15 protein-coding genes are annotated in these 17,219 nt (G+C 72.2%); 10 read left to right on the top strand and 5 right to left on the bottom strand.

Going from position 1 to position 17,219, the window contains the following annotated elements; translation table 11 throughout:
• Window positions 1-68: 68 nt before the first annotated feature.
• The 10 genes from ABZW11_RS09700 (at window position 69) to ABZW11_RS09655 (ending at window position 11,862) form a co-directional block, all read left to right on the top strand.
• A complete protein-coding gene (locus tag ABZW11_RS09700; protein WP_355414544.1) occupies window positions 69-410 on the top strand; it encodes a hypothetical protein in 342 nt (113 codons plus the stop codon).
• Window positions 401-1,621 (top strand): DUF6395 domain-containing protein, encoded by a 1,221-nt coding sequence (locus tag ABZW11_RS09695; RefSeq protein ID WP_355414542.1) that lies wholly within the window; start codon window positions 401-403, stop codon window positions 1,619-1,621. The genes ABZW11_RS09700 and ABZW11_RS09695 overlap by 10 nt, the downstream gene beginning before the upstream one ends.
• A complete protein-coding gene (locus ABZW11_RS09690; RefSeq protein WP_355414540.1) occupies window positions 1,618-2,460 on the top strand; it encodes a M55 family metallopeptidase in 843 nt (280 codons plus the stop codon). The genes ABZW11_RS09695 and ABZW11_RS09690 overlap by 4 nt, the downstream gene beginning before the upstream one ends.
• On the top strand, window positions 2,453-4,012 hold the full coding sequence (locus tag ABZW11_RS09685; RefSeq protein ID WP_355414538.1) for a flavin monoamine oxidase family protein: 1,560 nt from the start codon (window positions 2,453-2,455) through the stop codon (window positions 4,010-4,012). Before ABZW11_RS09690 ends, ABZW11_RS09685 begins: the two co-directional genes overlap by 8 nt.
• 63 nt (window positions 4,013-4,075) lie before the next feature.
• Window positions 4,076-4,588: a YbaK/EbsC family protein gene (locus ABZW11_RS09680; protein ID WP_355414536.1), complete on the top strand. Its 513-nt coding sequence runs from the start codon at window positions 4,076-4,078 to the stop codon at window positions 4,586-4,588.
• Between the two features lie 133 nt (window positions 4,589-4,721).
• Window positions 4,722-6,830, top strand: coding sequence for a protein kinase (locus ABZW11_RS09675; protein ID WP_355414534.1), 2,109 nt, complete (start codon window positions 4,722-4,724; stop codon window positions 6,828-6,830).
• Between the two features lie 16 nt (window positions 6,831-6,846).
• Entirely contained in the window at window positions 6,847-8,634 is a 1,788-nt protein-coding gene (locus tag ABZW11_RS09670) for a serine/threonine-protein kinase (RefSeq protein ID WP_355414532.1), read from the top strand.
• A 35-nt stretch (window positions 8,635-8,669) separates the two neighbouring features.
• Window positions 8,670-9,890 carry a serine/threonine-protein kinase gene (locus ABZW11_RS09665; protein ID WP_355414530.1) on the top strand — a complete coding sequence of 407 codons (1,221 nt, stop codon included), beginning with the start codon at window positions 8,670-8,672 and terminating at the stop codon, window positions 9,888-9,890.
• A 219-nt stretch (window positions 9,891-10,109) separates the two neighbouring features.
• Window positions 10,110-10,889 carry an electron transfer flavoprotein subunit beta/FixA family protein gene (locus ABZW11_RS09660; RefSeq protein ID WP_355414528.1) on the top strand — a complete coding sequence of 260 codons (780 nt, stop codon included), beginning with the start codon at window positions 10,110-10,112 and terminating at the stop codon, window positions 10,887-10,889.
• 19 nt (window positions 10,890-10,908) lie between these two features.
• Window positions 10,909-11,862: an electron transfer flavoprotein subunit alpha/FixB family protein gene (locus tag ABZW11_RS09655; RefSeq protein ID WP_355414526.1), complete on the top strand. Its 954-nt coding sequence runs from the start codon at window positions 10,909-10,911 to the stop codon at window positions 11,860-11,862.
• 177 nt (window positions 11,863-12,039) lie between these two features.
• Here ABZW11_RS09655 and ABZW11_RS09650 read toward each other — a convergent pair whose 3' ends face one another.
• The 5 genes from ABZW11_RS09650 to ABZW11_RS09630 form a co-directional block, all read right to left on the bottom strand.
• A complete protein-coding gene (locus ABZW11_RS09650) occupies window positions 12,040-13,506 on the bottom strand; it encodes a HAMP domain-containing sensor histidine kinase (RefSeq protein WP_355414524.1) in 1,467 nt (488 codons plus the stop codon).
• Complete coding sequence (locus ABZW11_RS09645) at window positions 13,503-14,204, bottom strand: response regulator transcription factor (protein WP_355414522.1); 702 nt, start codon at window positions 14,202-14,204, stop codon at window positions 13,503-13,505. The genes ABZW11_RS09650 and ABZW11_RS09645 overlap by 4 nt, the downstream gene beginning before the upstream one ends.
• 19 nt (window positions 14,205-14,223) lie before the next feature.
• Window positions 14,224-14,988, bottom strand: a complete 765-nt coding sequence (locus ABZW11_RS09640; RefSeq protein WP_355414520.1) for a hypothetical protein — start codon at window positions 14,986-14,988, stop codon at window positions 14,224-14,226.
• A complete protein-coding gene (locus tag ABZW11_RS09635) occupies window positions 14,985-15,884 on the bottom strand; it encodes an ATP-binding cassette domain-containing protein (protein WP_355414518.1) in 900 nt (299 codons plus the stop codon). The genes ABZW11_RS09640 and ABZW11_RS09635 overlap by 4 nt, the downstream gene beginning before the upstream one ends.
• 120 nt (window positions 15,885-16,004) lie before the next feature.
• Window positions 16,005-17,198 (bottom strand): MFS transporter, encoded by a 1,194-nt coding sequence (locus ABZW11_RS09630; protein ID WP_355414516.1) that lies wholly within the window; start codon window positions 17,196-17,198, stop codon window positions 16,005-16,007.
• Window positions 17,199-17,219: the final 21 nt, after the last annotated feature.

The following is a 17,219-nucleotide window of genomic DNA, read 5'->3' as shown; positions in this document are numbered from 1 at the left end:
CCCCGAAGCCATCACATTCGGTTACGCCCGTCCATAGCGGGATTCGTTTACCACTATGGTGGCCTTCCATGAAGCGCGTCCCGGTCCCCGCACGGCTCAGAAAGGCCGTGCGCACGTGGTTCGACTCCCGCTACATCTCGATCGCCGATCACCGTCAGGACATCAGGGACGCACTCTGGGAGGTGCAGACGCTGCGGCGGGAGATGCGGACCCTCCAGGAGGAGGTCGAGCGGCTGCGCAAGGCCCGCCCGCCCGTGATCGACAAGAAGAAGGTGGACGAGACCCACCGGCTCGCCCAGGAGACCGCCAAGGCGCTGGACGGCGTGCTGCAGAACGAGGTCCTCGTCTGGCAGGCCATCGACCAGCTGCGTGACGAGCGGGGCCGCACCGAGGAGCAGCCGTGCGCGTGACCTGGACGGGCGCCGCGCAGCTGAGCTTCCGTCTCGACCCCGAGGACGAGATCACCGGCAGGGCCTCCGACGACTACCCGATCAAGCTGGCCATCAACTCCTGCTCGATCACCGGAGTCCCCGAGGACGCGCACCCCGACCTGTACGCCGTCGCCGCCTGGACGGTCGTGGCCCCGTGGACGCGCCGGCGCGTCACCTTCGACCGGGCGATCTCCGCCGAGCTGGCCGCGGTGCTGCACGACGGCTTCGGCGTCGAGGCGGGCCCGGTGGGCGCGGAGCGGCGGCGGCCGGGGGCACGGCTGGCCATCTCCTACAGCGGCGGCGCCGACTCGGTCGCGGCGGCCGCGATGTACCCGGACGCCCCGTTCGTCCACTTCCAGCGGGTGGCGCATCCGCGCGTACCGAACCGCTGGCCCCACTACCGCTCCGACGTGCTGGCCAAGCTGGCCGCCAAGACCGGCCGCGAGCTGACCACGGTCGGCTCCGACCTCGAGTACACCCTGGCCGAGCCCCGCCCCGGCTACCCCGAGCACCACGCGGTCGCCGCCGGCGCGCTGCTGCTGGCCGACCAGCTCGACCTGGGCGGCCTCGGCTTCGGCTACGAGCTGGGCTCGCGCTGGCTCGGCGGCGACCGCTACCTCGGGCGCTTCACCCCCGACAACCCCATGTGGGCGCCGCACGGCCGCTGGGGGCGCTTATTCGCGGCGGCGGGCCTGCACATCGTGCTGCCCGTCGGCGGCGTCAGCGAGGCGGTCACCATGCGTCTCGCGCTCGGCTCGCCGCTGCGCGAGCAGGTCCGCTGGTGCCTGCAGGGCGTGGACGGCCCCTGCCGCAAGTGCGGCAAGTGCTTCTACAAGGAGCTCATCCAGGCCGCCGTCGAGCGCCGCCCGCTGGACTCGCCGATGAGGGCCGAGCACCCGTCGGTCAGGAAATACCTCAAGAAACCGCCGTACGGCGGCCAGGAGATGATCCAGTACGGGCTCTCCCGCGTCCCCGGCATCGAGAAGACCGTCCTGGCGCCCGCGCTCGACTACTTCGACGTCAGCGAGGAGGCGACGAGCTGGCTCGACCACTGCTACCCGCCGGCCCTGGAGGAGATCCCTGAGCCGTGGCGCGCGGAGGCGGCCGCGTTCGTCGAGGCGAACGTCGGGTTGATGACGGAGTCGGAAGTGCGCCAGGTGGAGACCTGGGGGAGTGGAGCAGGGGCGTGAAGGTTTACCTGTCGGTGGACATGGAGGGCGTGACCGGGCTGACCGACCCGGAGGAGATGCACGCCGGCAAGCGCGGCTACGAGCGCGGCTGCGAGCTGATGACGGCCGACGCGAACGCGGCGGTCGAGGGCGCGTTCGCGGCCGGCGCGGACAGCGTGCTGGTCAACGACGCCCACGGCTCCACCAAGAACCTCAGGATCGACCTGCTCGACCCGCGGGCCAGCCTCATCAGGGGGCCCGGCAAGGCGCAGCGGATGGCGCAGGGCCTCGACGGGACGTTCCAGGCGGCCTGCTTCGTCGGCTACCACGCCCGCGCCGGGGTGCCCGACGGCGTGCTCAACCACACCTGGATGGGCAAGGAGATCCAGAACGTCTACCTCAACGGCGACCTGTGCGGCGAGACCCGGCTGGTGGCGGCGTGCGCCGGGTTCCACGGGGTGCCGGTCGTCCTCGTGACCGGGGACGAGGCGGTCGGCGATGAGGCCCGCGAGCTGCTCGGCGACGTCGAGACCGTGGCGGTCAAGAAGGGCATCGACAAGTTCTCGGCCGAGCTGCTGCCGCCGAGCGTGGCCCAGGGCAGGATCCGTGAGGCCACCGCGCGGGCGCTGGGCCGGTTGAGCGACTTCACGCCGTACGTGGTGCCGGCGCCGTACACGCTGGGCGTGGAGTGGAACTCGACCGCCATCGCCGCCGCCGTGTCGCTGGTGCCGGGCGTCAAGCAGGTGGGCACCCGCCACACCGAGTTCACCACCGACGACTTCGCGCAGATCATGGCCCTGTTCGGGATCTTCGCCACGATCGGCGGCCAGGTCGCGTGCGGCAGCGGGCCCTATGGCTGACGGCAAGGGGGCCGCGCTCACCCGGCGCGGCCTGCTCGTCGGGATCGGCGCGGCGGGCGGCGCGGGCGCCATGTACGCGGCCATGGGCGCGCTCGGCCTCGCCCCCACCGGGCAGGACAAGGAGTTCACGCCGCCGCGCGCGGGCGACTTCACGCTGCGCGGCAAGGCGTCGGCCAGCGTGGTCATCCTGGGGGCCGGGGTCGCGGGGCTGACGGCGGCGTACGAGCTGGGCAAGGCCGGCTACGACTGCACGCTGCTCGAAGCGCGGCCCAAGGCCGGCGGCAGGAACCTCACGCTGCGCGGCGGCGACCGCCTGACCGAGCTGAACGGCCCGGCTCAGGAGGTCACGTTCGGCGAGGGCGTCTACTTCAACGCCGGGCCAGGCCGCATCGCGCCGTGGATGGTCACCCTCGACTACTGCCGCGAGCTGGGCATCCCGATCGAGACGTTCGTCAACTCCAACGCGGCGGCGTACGTGCACGTCAACAACAGGACGGTCAGAGCCCGCACCGCCCGCGCCGACATGTACGGATATGTCGCCGAACTTCTCGCCAAAGTCACCGACTCCGGCGCCCTGAACAGGACCCTCACCAGGGACGACAGAGAACGCCTGCTGGAGTTCCTCAGGCGATTCGGCGACCTCGGACCCAAGCACGAGTACGAGGGCTCGCCCAGGCGCGGCTTCGCCGACTTCCCCGCCGTCGACGGCGGCACCCCGCTCGACGCCCCCGGCACCCTCCGCCAGGTGCTGGCCGCCGGCACCGGCCGCGCGATCACCAACGACTTCGGCTACGAGCAGGCCACCCCCATGTTCCAGCCGGTCGGCGGCATGGACGCGATCGTCGCCAGGCTGCAGGAGGCCGTCGGCGCGGGGCGGATCAAGACCGGCGCCAAGGTCACCAAGATCACCACGATGGACGACGGCGTCGAGGTCGCCTACACCGGCGGCGTGCTCAAGGCCGACTACTGCATCGCCGCGCTCCCGCCGCACGTCCTCGCCAAGATCCCGCACAACCTCGGCGCCCAGGTGACCAGCGCCCTGGCCACCCCCGTCCCGGTCGCCGCCGGCAAGATCGGCCTGGAGTACGGCACCCGCTGGTGGGAGCGCGAGGACCGCATCTACGGCGGCGTCACCGAGACCGACCTCGACATCACCCACATCTGGTACCCCTCGCACGGCTACCACGCCGAGCGCGGCCTGCTCGTCGGCTACTACAACACCGGCCCCGAGGCCGAGCTGTACGGCGCGCTCACCCCGGAGGACCGCAGGCGCAGGGCGCTCACCCAGGGCAAGAAGATCCACGGCGAGAAATACCGCCAGAACGTCCTGGGCAGCGCCTCCATCGCCTGGCACCGGCAGGAGCACATCCTGGGCGGCTGGGTGCGCTGGCCCTCCTTTGATCCGTCGTTCACTCTTCTGCAACGCCCGGCAGGAAGGGTCTACTTCGCGGGCGACTGGCTCACCCACCTCATCGCCTGGCAGGCGGGGGCCATGGAGTCGGCCCGCGCCGTCGTCACCGGGCTGCACCAGCGCGTGTTGCGGTCTCCGTGACGTCGCACGCTGCTCCGGCGGCCGCAATAGGCTCGTCAGGAGAAGCGAGACGAGGAGTTGGAGATGACGTTGCAGTGGGTGCCCGCGACCGGACGGCCCGACCTCCTGGCCGGCCCGGTGGCGCGTGCCGTCGCTGACCTGGAGGGCGTCGAGGTGGCCGAGATCGACCCCGAGCTGGCCGACACGGCGGCGTTCTGCGAGCGCTACGGAGTGTCACTCGACGAGTCCGCCAACTGCGTCGTGGTGGCGGCCAAGCGGGGCGGCGAGACGCGCTACGCCGCCTGCATGGTGCTCGCGACGATGCGGGTCGACGTCAACGGCGTCGTGCGCAGGCATCTCGACGCCCGCAAGGCGAGCTTCGCGCCGATGGCCGACGCGGTCGAGCGCACCGGCATGGAATACGGCGGCATCACCCCCCTCGGCCTGCCCGAGGAGTGGCCCGTCCTGGTAGACACCAGGGTCGCCGAGCATCCGCGCGTGGTGATCGGCAGCGGCGTGCGCGGGTCGAAGCTCGCGGTCTCGGGCGCCACCCTGGCCGGGCTGAAGAAGGCGGAAGTGCTCTCCCTGGCCGGCTGACGGCGGAATCGAGGCCATTTCGAGACCGTCGTTGGGGAAACCGGAGAGGGCTTCTTGGACGTTGTACGAGTGGGAATGTGGCCTCATGGTTCATCTCGTGGGCGGGGATTAAGCCGGTATGGTGCTTCATGCCATGAACGATGACCGACTAGGCCCTTACCGGCTGCTCAGGCGGCTCGGTGAAGGCGGGATGGGCGTTGTCCACCTCGCTGTCGACCCCCAGGGCCGGCAGGTGGCGGTCAAGGTCCTGCGCGCGGAGGTCGCCGGCGACGAGGTCGCCAGGCGGCGGCTCTCGCGCGAGGTCGAGACCATGCGCAGGGTGCGCAGCAAATACATCGCCGAGGTGCTCGACGCCGACGTCACCGGTCATCGTCCCTACATCGTCACCCGCTACGTGCCGGGCCGGCCGCTCGACGAGATCGTCAAGGACGACGGCCCGCTCGACCTGCCCGCGCTGGTCAAGGTCGCGCACGGGGTGGCCACCGCGCTGGCCGCCGTCCACTCGGTCGGCGTGATCCACCGCGACCTCAAGCCGGGCAACGTGCTGATCCTCGACGGCGAGCCCGTGCTGATCGACTTCGGCATCGCCCAGGCGGTCGACGCCACCCGGCTGACCCAGACCGGCATGTTCATCGGCACGCCCGGCTACCTCGCGCCCGAGATCATCGAGGGCCAGGAGGCCGGGCCCGAGGTCGACGTCCACGCGTGGGCCGGCACCCTGCTCTACGCCGGCACCGGCCAGCCGCCCTTCGGCAAGGGCACGCTGGAGATGATCTTCTACAACATCACCGCGGGCAAGGCCGACATCAGCGCCGCTCCGGCCGAGCTGCAGCCGCTGCTCAAGGCCGCGTTCTCGCGCAACCCCGCCAAGCGGCCCAAGGCCGCCGAGCTGGCCGAGCAGACCGCCCGCATGCTGCCCAAGCCGCCGCCGGGCGACGCTCCCGACGAGATCTCCACGGTGCCCCGCACCGACGGCTCGCGCGCGGTCCCGCCGAGGGTGAGCGACAAGCCGTCATACGACGTCTCCACCCCGCCGGTGACCCCGCGGCGGCTGCTGGAGGGCCAGGACCACCAGGCGGGCCCGCCGGTGCCGCCGCCCGCGCAGCCCGAGCAGCAATACGTCTCGCTGCTGCCCGACCAGCCCGACCCCTGGCCGACCCGCCGGGTCTCGCCCGAGGAGCTGCGGCGCATCCAGCGCGAGGCCGGTCTCGGCAACCCGCCGCAGAGCCAGAGCCTGCCCCAGCAGGGGCTTCCCGTGCCGCCGCCGGCCGGCGAGGGCGACGTGCCCACCCGGCGCGTACGTCCCGACTCGCCCGAGTTCCGGCGCCTCACCCAGCCGCCGGTGCCCAACGCGAGCCAGCCCAACGCCAGCCGGCCGCACCCGGGCCTGCCGCACGCGGGCCACCCCAACGCGGGTCACCCCAACGCGGGCCACCCCCATGTGAGCCATCCCAACGCCGGCCATTCCAACGCCGGTCACCCCCACGCAGGCCGGCCCGACCACGCGCGGCCCAACCCGATGCCGCTGCAGCCGCCGCCGTACATCCCGGCGCAGCCGCAGCCCTACCCGCAGCAGCAGCCCGACCCGAGCACCATGCGCGAGCCGTACATCCCGAGCGTGCCGCCCGGCCGGGTGCTGCAGCGCTCCCGCGCGTACGGCGTCTCGGCCGCCATGCTGCTGGTCCTGATGCTCGTGGCGGCCGTGCGGGCGCCCGTCATCGTGGCCGTCCTGGCGCTGCCGGCGGTCATCCTGCTGCGCGCCGCCGACCTGGCGCAGCCGCAGCTGACGGCCCGCAGGGCGGCGGGAGCGGCGGCGCTCGACGTGGTCAGGGTCTTCGCCTACCCCGCCGTGCTCGCCAGATCGGTGGGCATCACGCTGGCGCTCACGCTCTACGCGCTCATCCTCGGTCTGCCGGTGACGCTGCTGCTCACGGTCGTCGTGAACATGAGCCCTTATTACGCTCTGGCCTGGGGGGCATCCATCGCCCTGTGGACGGTCTGCGCCGGCCCAGGAGTGGAAGGCCCGGGCAAACAGATGCGCAGAACGCTCTCATCGCTCGTACCCTCGAGAACAGTGGCGATGGTGATGGCGGGAGTCCTGGTGGCCGCGGCCGCGCTCTCGCTGATCCTCGCTTACGGCACGTTCGGGGACAAGCCAAAGGGGGCCGGTGTATGGACTCCGCTGAACGTCGACGCAGTGGTGGAGCAGCTGGAAGGCTTGAGGGGGAATTCCGGGGGATGACGCGGGGAAGGTGGCGATGAACACCCAAGCACCAGAACGCCTCGGGCCCTACCGCCTGGTCAGGAAGATCGGCGAAGGTGGCATGGGGGTCGTCCACCTCGGCCTCGACGGCGCGGGCAGGGAAGTCGCCATCAAGGTCCTGCATCCCCACGTCGCCGCCGACCTCAAGGCGCGCGACCGGCTCACCCGCGAGGTCGAGACCATGCGCAGGGTGCGCAGCCCCTACGTAGCGGAGGTCATCGACGCCGAGCTCGTGGGCGGCCAGCCGTACGTCGTGACCAGGTTCGCGCCGGGCCGCACGCTCGAGGACACCGTGCTGACCGAGGGGCCGCTGGAGGCCCGCCAGGTCATCAGGCTCGCCCAGGGGCTCTGTCAGGCGCTGGTGGCCATCCACGCGGCCGACGTGATCCACCGCGACTTCAAGCCGTCCAACGTCATGCTGGTCGACGGCGAGCCGCTGGTCATCGACTTCGGCATCGCCCACCTGGTCAACGCCACCCGGCTGACCCAGACCGGCATGTTCGTCGGCACGCCCGGCTATCTCGCGCCCGAGATCATCCGCGACTCCGAGATCACCCAGGCCGCCGACGTGCACGCGCTGGCCTCCACGGTGTTCTTCGCCGCCACCGGGGCGCCGCCGTTCGGCACGGGGACGTTCGAGTCGGTCTGCTTCAACATCATGGAAGGGCGGGCCCAGCTCGACAAGGCGCCCGCCTGGCTGCGCGGCTGGCTCAGCAGGGCGCTCCACGTCGACGCCGAGGCCCGGCCGAGCGCGCCCGAGCTGCTGCGCATGGCAAGGGCGCTCGACCCGTCGGTGACGACGTTCAACGAGGCGTCCTTCGACGGGCCGACCGGCACCAAGCGGCTGGCCGACCGCACCCGCACCATGGACACCTTCTCCGACCTGCTGCCGCCGGTCGAGTACGGCAAGGCCGCCCCGCCGCCGCCCGCGCCCTCGCCGACGCCCACCAGGCGCGAGGAGCGCCCGCCCCCCTACGTGCCCGCGCCGATGGCCGCCAGGCCGCCCGCGCCGCGCCCCGACCAGCGCGTGGCCGGTTACCCTGCGCCCCAACCACAGCCAAAGCCACAGGCCAGGCCCTACGAGCCGCCACCGCCGCAGTACACCCCGCCCGCCGAGCGCAAGCGCTACCTGTTCGGCAGCCAGGTCGTGGGCCTGCTGCTGCTGGTCACGCTGGTGGCGCTGAGCGTGATGATGCCGGTCATGGCGGGCGCGATCGCCGTCGCGCTCGCGCTCGTCCTGCGCATCGGCGAATACCTGTTCGGCGACATGGTCAAACGGCGGCAGGTGCGCGGCAGCAGCGCCGCCGACCCGCTGCTCGTCCTGGTCGGCACGCCGTGGGCGCTGATCAAGTCCGCGCTCGTCACGGTCGTGCACGTGCCGCTGGCCCTGCTGTTCGGCGTGTGCGTCTGGGGCGTGCTGCACCTCGCCGGGCCGTTCACGCTCAACGAGGCGGCCGCGTACGCGGCGGGCGCCTTCACCGCCGGCCTGTTCGTGCTGCCCGGCGGCGGCGCCCCGCGCAAGGCCGTCACCCGCACGCTCACCGGCGTGCTGCGCAGTCCAGGCGCGGCGCTGATCGCGGTGCTGCTGGTGGGCACCGCGGCGCTGTTCGCCGTCATGTTCGCGATGGGGCAGGCCACCGACTGGTATCCGTGGCGGGCTCCTGAATCGGTGATCGACGGCCTCGCCAACGAGGCCAGGCAGAGCACGATCGGCCTGATCACCGGCCTGATCGGCAGCCTGATGGACGGTCTGGGGCTGAGCTTCCTGAATCCCTGGTCCTGAGTGTCCGCCTGGTCCCACGGGGGGAGAGATGAAGTATGAGCGAGCACCTCGGCCCGTACGAGCTTCTCTCCCGTCTCGGGTCCGGCGGCTTCGGCGAGGTGCACCTGGCGCTCGACGCCGATGGGCGTACGGTCGCGGTCAAGGTGCTCCATCCCCATGTCGCCGCCGACGGCGGGGCACTCGCCAGGCTGGCCCGCGAGGTCGAGACCATGCGCATCGTCGGTGGTCCGCACATCGCCGAGGTGCTCGACGCCTCGCTCGACGGTGACCGCCCCTACCTCGTCACCCGCTACGTCCAGGGCCGCCCGCTGAGCGCCGTGCCCGTGCCGGTCGCCGACCTGCGGCGGCTGGCCGCCGGGCTGGCCGACGCGCTGCTCGCCATGCACGAGTCGGGGGTCGTCCACCGCGATCTCAAGCCGGCCAACGTCATGATGACCGAGGGCGAGCCCGTCGTGATCGACTTCGGCATCGCCAGCGCGCTCGACTCGCTGTCCGTCACCGCCTCGGGGGCGGTCGTCGGCACGCCCGGCTACCTGGCGCCCGAGGTGCTGGAGGGGCGGCTCGCCGGGGTGGAGGCCGACGTGTTCTCGTTCGGGGCGACGCTGGCGTACGCGGCCACCGGGCGGCAGCCGTACGGGCAGGGTCCCGCCTCCGCCGTGGCCTACCGGGTCGTGCACCACCCGCCCGACCTGGAGGGCGCGCCGGGCTGGCTGGAGCCGCTGTTACGCGAGTGCCTGTCCACCGACCCGGCGCGGCGGCCCACGGCCGCCCAGATCTGCGACCGGCTCGGCGTGGCGCCCGTCGCCCACGTGCCGCCTCCGCGCCTCGGGCCCGTACGTCCCCGGGCCGCCGAGCACGACGAGATGAGCACCAGGGAGATCCGGCCGCCGGCCAAGGAGCAGCACCGGCGCTCTGTGGAGGAGTCCAGGGCGCGGCACCGGGAGAAGGTGCGCAGGCGGTGGCTGATCGGGTCGGCGCTGTTCGTGGCGCTGCTGGCGGCGGCCGCGCGTGAGCCGCTGCCCGAGGTGTCGTTGTTCCTGCTGGCGGCGTACGCGCTGGCCGTGGTGAGCGACGCGGGGGTGGCGCTGTTCTCGAAGGGCCCCTACCGGCGCAGCCGGATGATCGCGGACCTGCTCAGCGTGGCGGGGACGGTGGGGCTCTGCTTCGGGCTGGCGACGTGGTTCAGCGCGTTCACGCTGGCGCTGTTCGCGGGTACGGCGCTGGTGGTGGGGGTCGTGTTCCTGTTGTCGGCGTAAGAGATGTCACAGGTGCTGACCGAATAAAGTTCGGTATGGTAGGGGCAAGCCGCCGTGCTCGGTTTGCGCGGAAGCTACCCATGGGTAACATAACGGCGAAACCTCGGCAGACCCTCTGTCGGATGCCCCCGGGGCACCTGGCAGTCTGGACAGATGGATTCGGCGCCCACCGCAACGAGGCGGGGGCGCAGGCGAACTACGGGAGGTCGGCCACCGGCCATGAACATCGTCGTCTGCGTGAAGCAGGTCCCCGACACGGCGACCGAGCGCAAGCTGCGGTCCGATGACAACACGCTCGACCGGGACGCCGCCGACGGCGTGGTCAACGAGCTTGACGAGTACGCGGTCGAGGAGGCACTGAAGCTCAAGGAGGCCCACGGCGGTGAGGTCACCGTCCTGACCATGGGCCCCGGCAAGGCCACCGAGACCATCCGCAAGGCTCTGGCCATGGGCGCCGACAAGGCCGTCCATCTGAGCGACGACGCGCTCCACGGCTCCGACGCGCTGTCCACCTCGTACGCGATGGCGCAGGTGCTCAAGAAGATCGGGTTCGACCTGGTCATCCTGGGCTCCGAGTCCACCGACGCTCGCACCGGCATGCTGCCGGCCATGCTGGCGGAGCGGCTCGGCACCCCGCAGCTCACGCTCGCCAACAAGGTCGAGGTCGACGGCGGCACGATCACCGTGCAGCGGCTGGCCGACTACGGCTACGACCGCGTCGAGGCCACGCTGCCCGCCGTCGTCTCCGTGGTCGAGAAGATCAACGAGCCGCGCTACCCGTCGTTCAAGGGCATCATGGCGGCCAAGAAGAAGCCGGTCGAGACGCTCGCCATCGGCGACGCCTCCATCGACGCCGACCAGGTCGGCCTGGGCGCCGCCTGGTCCGAGGTGGTCGACTTCGCCCCGGCCCCGCCGCGGGCGGCCGGCACGATCGTCAAGGACGAGGGCGACGGCGGCGCGAGCGCGGCCGACTTCCTGGCTTCCAAGAAGTTCATCTGAGAACGGGGGATTCACTGATATGTCGGACATTCTCGTTCTCGTCGAGCAGGTCGACGGTGAGGTCAAGAAGGTCACGCTTGAGCTGCTGACCCTGGCCCGCGCCCTCGGCACGCCCGCCGCCGTCTGGGCCGGCCCCGGCATCACGCCCGAGGCCAAGGCCCGCCTCGCCGAATACGGCGCCGACAAGATCTACGTCGCCGCCTCAGGCGACCTGGTCGACCACGTCGTCGCGCCCAAGGCCGAGCTGCTCGCCCAGCTCGTCAGCGAGAAGTCGGCGGCCGGCGTGCTCATCGCCGCCACCGCCGAGGGCAAGGAGATCGCCGGGCGGCTGGCCATCAAGACCGACTCCGGCGTCATCACCGACGCCGTCGGAGTCGGCGATGGCTTCGTCGCCGACCAGTCCATCTTCGGCGGCGGCATCAACGTGCACGCGCGGGTTCGCAAGGGCACGCCCATCATCGCCGTACGCCCCAACTCCACCGCTCCGGTGCCGGCCGCCGGCGCGGGCACGGAGGAGGAGGTCACGGTCGCCCTGTCCGACGCCGCCAAGGCCGCCCGCGTGGTGGAGCGCGTCAAGCAGGAGAAGGGCGCCCGCCCCGAGCTGACCGAGGCCGCCATCGTCGTCTCCGGCGGTCGCGGCGTGGGCTCGGCCGAGAACTTCTCGGTCATCGAGGAGCTCGCCGACTCCCTGGGCGCCGCGGTGGGCGCCTCGCGCGCCGCCACGGACGCCGGCTGGTACCCGCACCAGTTCCAGGTGGGCCAGACCGGCAAGACCGTCTCGCCGCAGCTCTACATCGCGGCCGGCATCTCCGGTGCCATCCAGCACCGGGCCGGCATGCAGACGGCGAAGACGATCATCGCCATCAACAAGGACCCGGAGGCGCCGATCTTCGAGCTCGCCGACTACGGCGTAGTGGGCGACCTCCACCAGGTCGTCCCCCAGCTCACCGAAGAGATCAACAAGCGCAAGTAAGCGAACCACCGAAGGGGCCGGGACGACTTCCGGCCCCTTCCGCTTGCCCAGGAAAGGGGCTTCGCGCCCCCACGCCCCGGCGTCCGACCCTCTCCCGCGCACCTGCGCGTCCCGGCCCCTGCGCGGTCGCGTGGGAGTCCGGGGTCATGTGACGGCTCCCTGGGTGGTGGTGGGCGGTCAGGGTGGGCGGTCTTCGTGGGCGGGGAGGCGGATGCGGAAGGTCGCGCCTTGGCCGGGGGCCGTGCGCAGGTCCACATGGCCGCCGTGGGCTGTGATGATCGAGCGGACGATCGCCAGGCCCAGGCCGGCGCCGCCCGTCGCGCGGGCGCGTGAGGCGTCGGCGCGGTAGAAGCGGTCGAAGGCTCGGGCGGCCTCCTCCGGCGTGAGGCCGGGTCCTTCGTCCTCGATGATCAGCACCGACTCGCCGCCCTCGGTGCCGACGCCGATTCTGACCGGGGTGCCGGTGGGGGTGTGGGTGATGGCGTTGCCGACGAGGTTGCTGACGACCTGACGCAGGCGGGCCTCGTCGCCCAGGACCGGTGCGGTGCCGGCCGGGCCACTGGACGGGCCACTGGACGGGCCGGTGAAGGTGATGGGGCGGGTGGGGTCGAGGGCGGTGAGGTCGTGGCGGGCGTCGGCGGCCAGCGTACGCAGATCCATGGGGGTCAGCTCCAGCCCAGGCCCGTCGTCCTCGTCGAGCCCGGCGAGCAGCAGCAGGTCGTCCACGAGCTTGGCGAGCCGCCCGGACTCGCTCTCGATGCGGGCCAGCGCGGGCCCGGCCTCGGTGCCGCCCATGCGGTACAGCTCGGAGAAGCCCTTGATGCCGAAGAGCGGCGTACGCAGCTCATGGCTGACGTCCGCGACGAACCGCCGCATCCGCGCCTCGGAGCCGACCCTGGCGGTGACGCCCTGCTCGATCTGGGCGAGCATCGCGTTGATCGAGCGGGCCAGCCGCCCGACCTCGGTGGTGGCGGGCCCCGGCGAGGGCACCCGCCTGGACAGGTCGCCCCCGGCGATGGCCGCCGCCGTCTCCTCCACCCGCCGCAGCGGAGCCAGCCCCGCCCGGATGGCCAGCCCGCCGACCAGGGCGAGCACGGCGAGCAGGATCCCTCCGGCGACGAAACACACGACCCACATGCGATCGACCGTGGAGTGCAGCCCGTCCAGCGACACCGCCGCCACCACGCCCGTGTGCCCGACCTCGGCACTGGTACGCCGGGCCGGCAGCGCCACCGCCCGCCACTCGGAGCCGTCCGCGTCCCGCACGGTGAACGGCCGCCCGCCCCGCTGCGCGATGTCCGCCGTGTCGAGCCGGGGCAGGTCGATGCCGCTCTCGCCGAACGCGCGCAGCACCCGCCCGTCGGGCGCCAGGTAGGCCGCGTGGATCCGGCTGACGAGGTCGAGATCGGTGAGGACCATCGGGGTGTCGCCCGCCCGGGCGCTGAGCGCGGTGGCCAGCTCGGGTGGCACCGCCGACATCGCCGCGCCCATGGGGGCGAGCTGGGCGTCCACGCGGGCCGTGAGCTGCGTTTCGAGCTGGCGTACGAGCACCGAACCGATCATCGCCAGCCCTGCGACGAGCAGCAGGACCGTGATGGCCAGCAGTCGCGCGCGCAGCGAGAGCCCGCGCAGCCGGGCGATCACGGCTTCGGGCGGCGCAGGACGTAGCCGACGCCGTGCACGGTGTGGATCAGCTTGGGCGAGTCCCCGGAGTCGAGCTTGCGGCGCAGGTAGCTGACGTAGGTGTCGACGATGCTGGTGTCACCCGCGAAGTCGTAACGCCAGACGTGGTCGAGGATGCTCGCCTTGGGCAGCACCCGGCCCGCGTTGAGCACCAGGTGGTGCAGGAGCCTGAACTCGGTGGGCGACAGGCGTACCGGCCGCCCGGCCCTGGTGACCTGGTGGCCGTCGGGATCGACCTCCAGGTCGCCGACCACCAGCGTGTGGTCGCCGGCGCCGGTGCGCCGCAGGATGGCCCGGATCCGCGCCAGCAGCTCCTCCAGGTCGAACGGCTTGGTGACGTAGTCGTCGCCGCCCAGCCGCAACCCGTTGATCTTGTCGGTCTTGGCGTCGCGGGCGGTCAGGAAGAGCACCGGCACCGGCCGGCCGTCGGCCCTGGGCAGGGCGCGCAGCCGGCGCAGCACCTCGAACCCGTCGAGGTCGGGCAGCATGACGTCGAGCAGCACCAGGTCGGGCGGCTCGTGCCGGGCCTCCTCCAGCGCCTGGACGCCGTCGGCCGCCGAGCCCACCTCGAAGCCCGCGAAGCGCAGCGTCGCCGACAGCAGCTCTCTGACGGTGGGCTCGTCGTCGACCACCAGCAGCCGCTCGGCCAAGTGAGCCACCTCCCGGAGTCCAGGGTAATCAGGCGTCCCGGTTCCTGAACCGGGCGAAGGCCACGGCCACCATGACCGCGACGAAGACCACGACGATCCCGTACGCCGCCGGTTCCGGCAGCACCGACGACCCGTAGATCGCCTTGAAGGGCGCGGCGTTGGGCCAGAACGATTCGACGAAGCCCCCCACGGCGGCGGGCATCACGTCCGACAGCGCGGGCAGCAGCAGGAAGGCGATGGCGACGTTGACCGCGGCGGCGGTGCCGCGCAGCAGGAAGCCGAGCGCCAGCCCGAACAGCGCGATCAACGTCAGCACGACCGGCCCGATGAACAGGATGCGCAGCGCGATCGGCTCGCCCGGCATCGCGGCCGGCGCGCCGCTCGACGCCAGCGTGCTCTGGCTGACCGTGAACATCAGCACGACCGACGCCACGCTCACCGGCAGGGCGGTCAGCACCGTCATGCCCGCCTTGGCGGCCAGCAGCCGGCTGCGCCTGCCGACCGCGGCCATGCTCGCCGCCATGGTGCCGGAGCCGTACTCGGAGGAGACGACCAGCACCCCGATGCCGGCGATGAGCAGCTGGACCAGGAACACCCCACGCATGCCGCTCTCGACGGGGGAGAAGTCGAGCCGCTCCTGCGGGGTGGAGGTGGCGTAGTCGATGGCGGCGGCGTTGCCGAACATCCAGCCGAGGAACGCCGACATGGCCACCGCCGCCGGCGACAGCACCATGGTGGCCCGGACGCTGCTGAACTTGGTCCACTCCGCCTTGAGCACCGGGGTCGCGATCATCGGGCCGCTCCGTACTCGACGGCGCCGCGGGTCAGCTCCATGAACGTCTCCTCCAGCGAGGGGCCGCGGATGCTCAGCTCGTGCAGGGTGACGTTCTCGGCGGCGGCCAGCCGGCCGACGTCGGGCGCGGTCATGCCGGTGACCAGCAGCTCGCCGGAAAGGCCAGGATCGACGCGGGCGCCCGACAGCTCCAGCCGCCGGGCGAAGGAGCCGGCGTCCGGTGTGCGGACCACCACCAACTGGTCCGAGCCGGTGAAGTCGGCGATGTCGCCCTCGGCGAGCAGCCGCCCCTTGCCGATCACCACCAGCCGGTCGGCGGTCAACGCCATCTCGCTCATCAGGTGGCTGGAGACCAGCACCGTACGCCCCTCGGCCGCCCACCCCCGCATCAGCGTGCGCGCCCACCGCACGCCCTCGGGGTCCAGCCCGTTGATCGGCTCGTCGAGCAGCAGCACCGGCGGGTCGCCCAGCAGCGCGGCGGCGATGCCCAGCCGCTGGCCCATGCCCATCGAGAACCGGCTCGCCCGCCGGTCCGCCGCGTCCGCCAGCCCGACCAGGTCGAGCACCTCGTGCACGCGGGTGTCCGGGATGCCGTTCGTCTGGGCAAGGAAGAGCAGGTGCTTGTACGCGGACCTGCTCGGGTGCACGGCGGAGGCGTCCAGCAGCGAGCCGATCGCGCGCAGTGGGTGCCCCAGCTCGCGGTACGGCCGGCCCATGACCGTGGCCGAACCGGACGTGGGCAGGTCGAGGCCCAGGATCATGCGCATGGTCGTGCTCTTGCCGGCGCCGTTGGGGCCGAGGAATCCGGTGACGAGGCCCGGCCGTACGGTGAAGGTGAGATCATCTACGGCGGCGTGCTCGCCGTAGCGTTTGGTCAGTCCATTGAGCTGGATCATGCGACCCAGCCTGCGGCGGCCGTCTGGGGGCGTTCTGAGCTGTCCTGTGAGTTCTCTGTGAGCGCGGACGGCCCCACGTGGTGACGTGGTGGCCGCCCGCGCGGAACCCACAGAGAACTCTCAGGCGGCGGCCCTGACCGGCTCGGGCTCGGGCTCGGGCAGGTGGGTCACCGTGGCCGGCTCGCGGCCCGGGAGCAGCCGCGACGACAGCGCGATGAGCAGGCCCAGGAGGACGCCGATGCCCAGCGCCGTACGCAGGCCCGCGGCGTCCGACAGAAACCCGATCACCACGGGGCCGAGCAGCAGCCCGGCGTACCCCATGGCGCCGGCCTGCGCGATCGCCGGCCCCGGCGTGTCGGTCGCGGTGCCCGCGAGCGACAGCGTCAGCGGCGAGATCGTCGCCACGCCGAGCCCGACGAAGAACATCGCCGCCACGGCCACCACCGCTGCGGGAGCCAGCAGCACGACCGCGAAGAACCCGGCCGTCGCCACCCCCGACACGGTCAGCATGCCGCGCACCCCGAACCTGACCCGCAGCCGGTCACCGGTCAGCCGGGCGATGAGCATGCCCACCTCGAACACCGGGTAGCCGAGCGCCGCCACGGCCTCGGGCGCGCCCAGCTCGTCACGCAGGTAGAGGCCGTTCCAGTCGGCCACCGTGCCCTCGACCATGAACGCGAAGAACATGATCGCGCCCAGCAGGTAGACGACCGGCGGCAGGCGGCGCCGCCCCTGCGTCCTGGCCTCGACGGCCGGCGGCTCAGGCAGGTACGTGCGGCCGAGCAGCACCATGACCGGCAGCGAGAGCAGGCCGATCAGCGTGACGTGCGCGGTGAACGGCAGCCCGGCGGCGATGGCCAGGGCACCCAGCGCGCCCGCCGAGATGGCGCCCACGCACCAGCCGGCGTGCATGCCGTTCATCAGCGGCCGCCGGTACGCCTGCTCGACGGCCGAGCCCTGGGCGTTCATGGCGACGTCCATGACGCCGAAGGCCATGCCGAACAGCACCACGGCCGTCAGCAGCAGCGGCAGGTCGGGGGCGAGGCCCACGCCGAACAGGCTCAGCGCCGTCAGGGGACCACCTGCCCGCAACACCGCCCTGCTGCCCACGCGCGCCATGACGCGGCGCATGGACTGCATCGTCACCAGGGCGCCCAGGCCCCATGCCAGCAGGATCGTCCCGACCATGGCCTCGGAGAGGCCGAGCTTGTCGGTCAGGGCGGGGATGCGCACGGTCATCGTGCCCACCATCAGGCCGGCAAGGACAAAGGTGAGGACCGCCCCGTAACGGGCACTCCTCAGCTCGCGGGTCATAAGGCCACACCTCACTGAAGT

The organism is Nonomuraea sp. NPDC004580, assembly GCF_040609855.1.
Taxonomy (GTDB): domain Bacteria; phylum Actinomycetota; class Actinomycetes; order Streptosporangiales; family Streptosporangiaceae; genus Nonomuraea; species Nonomuraea salmonea.
The sequence above is the reverse complement of the archived record's forward strand: the minus strand, read 5'-3'. Positions and strand labels throughout refer to the sequence as shown.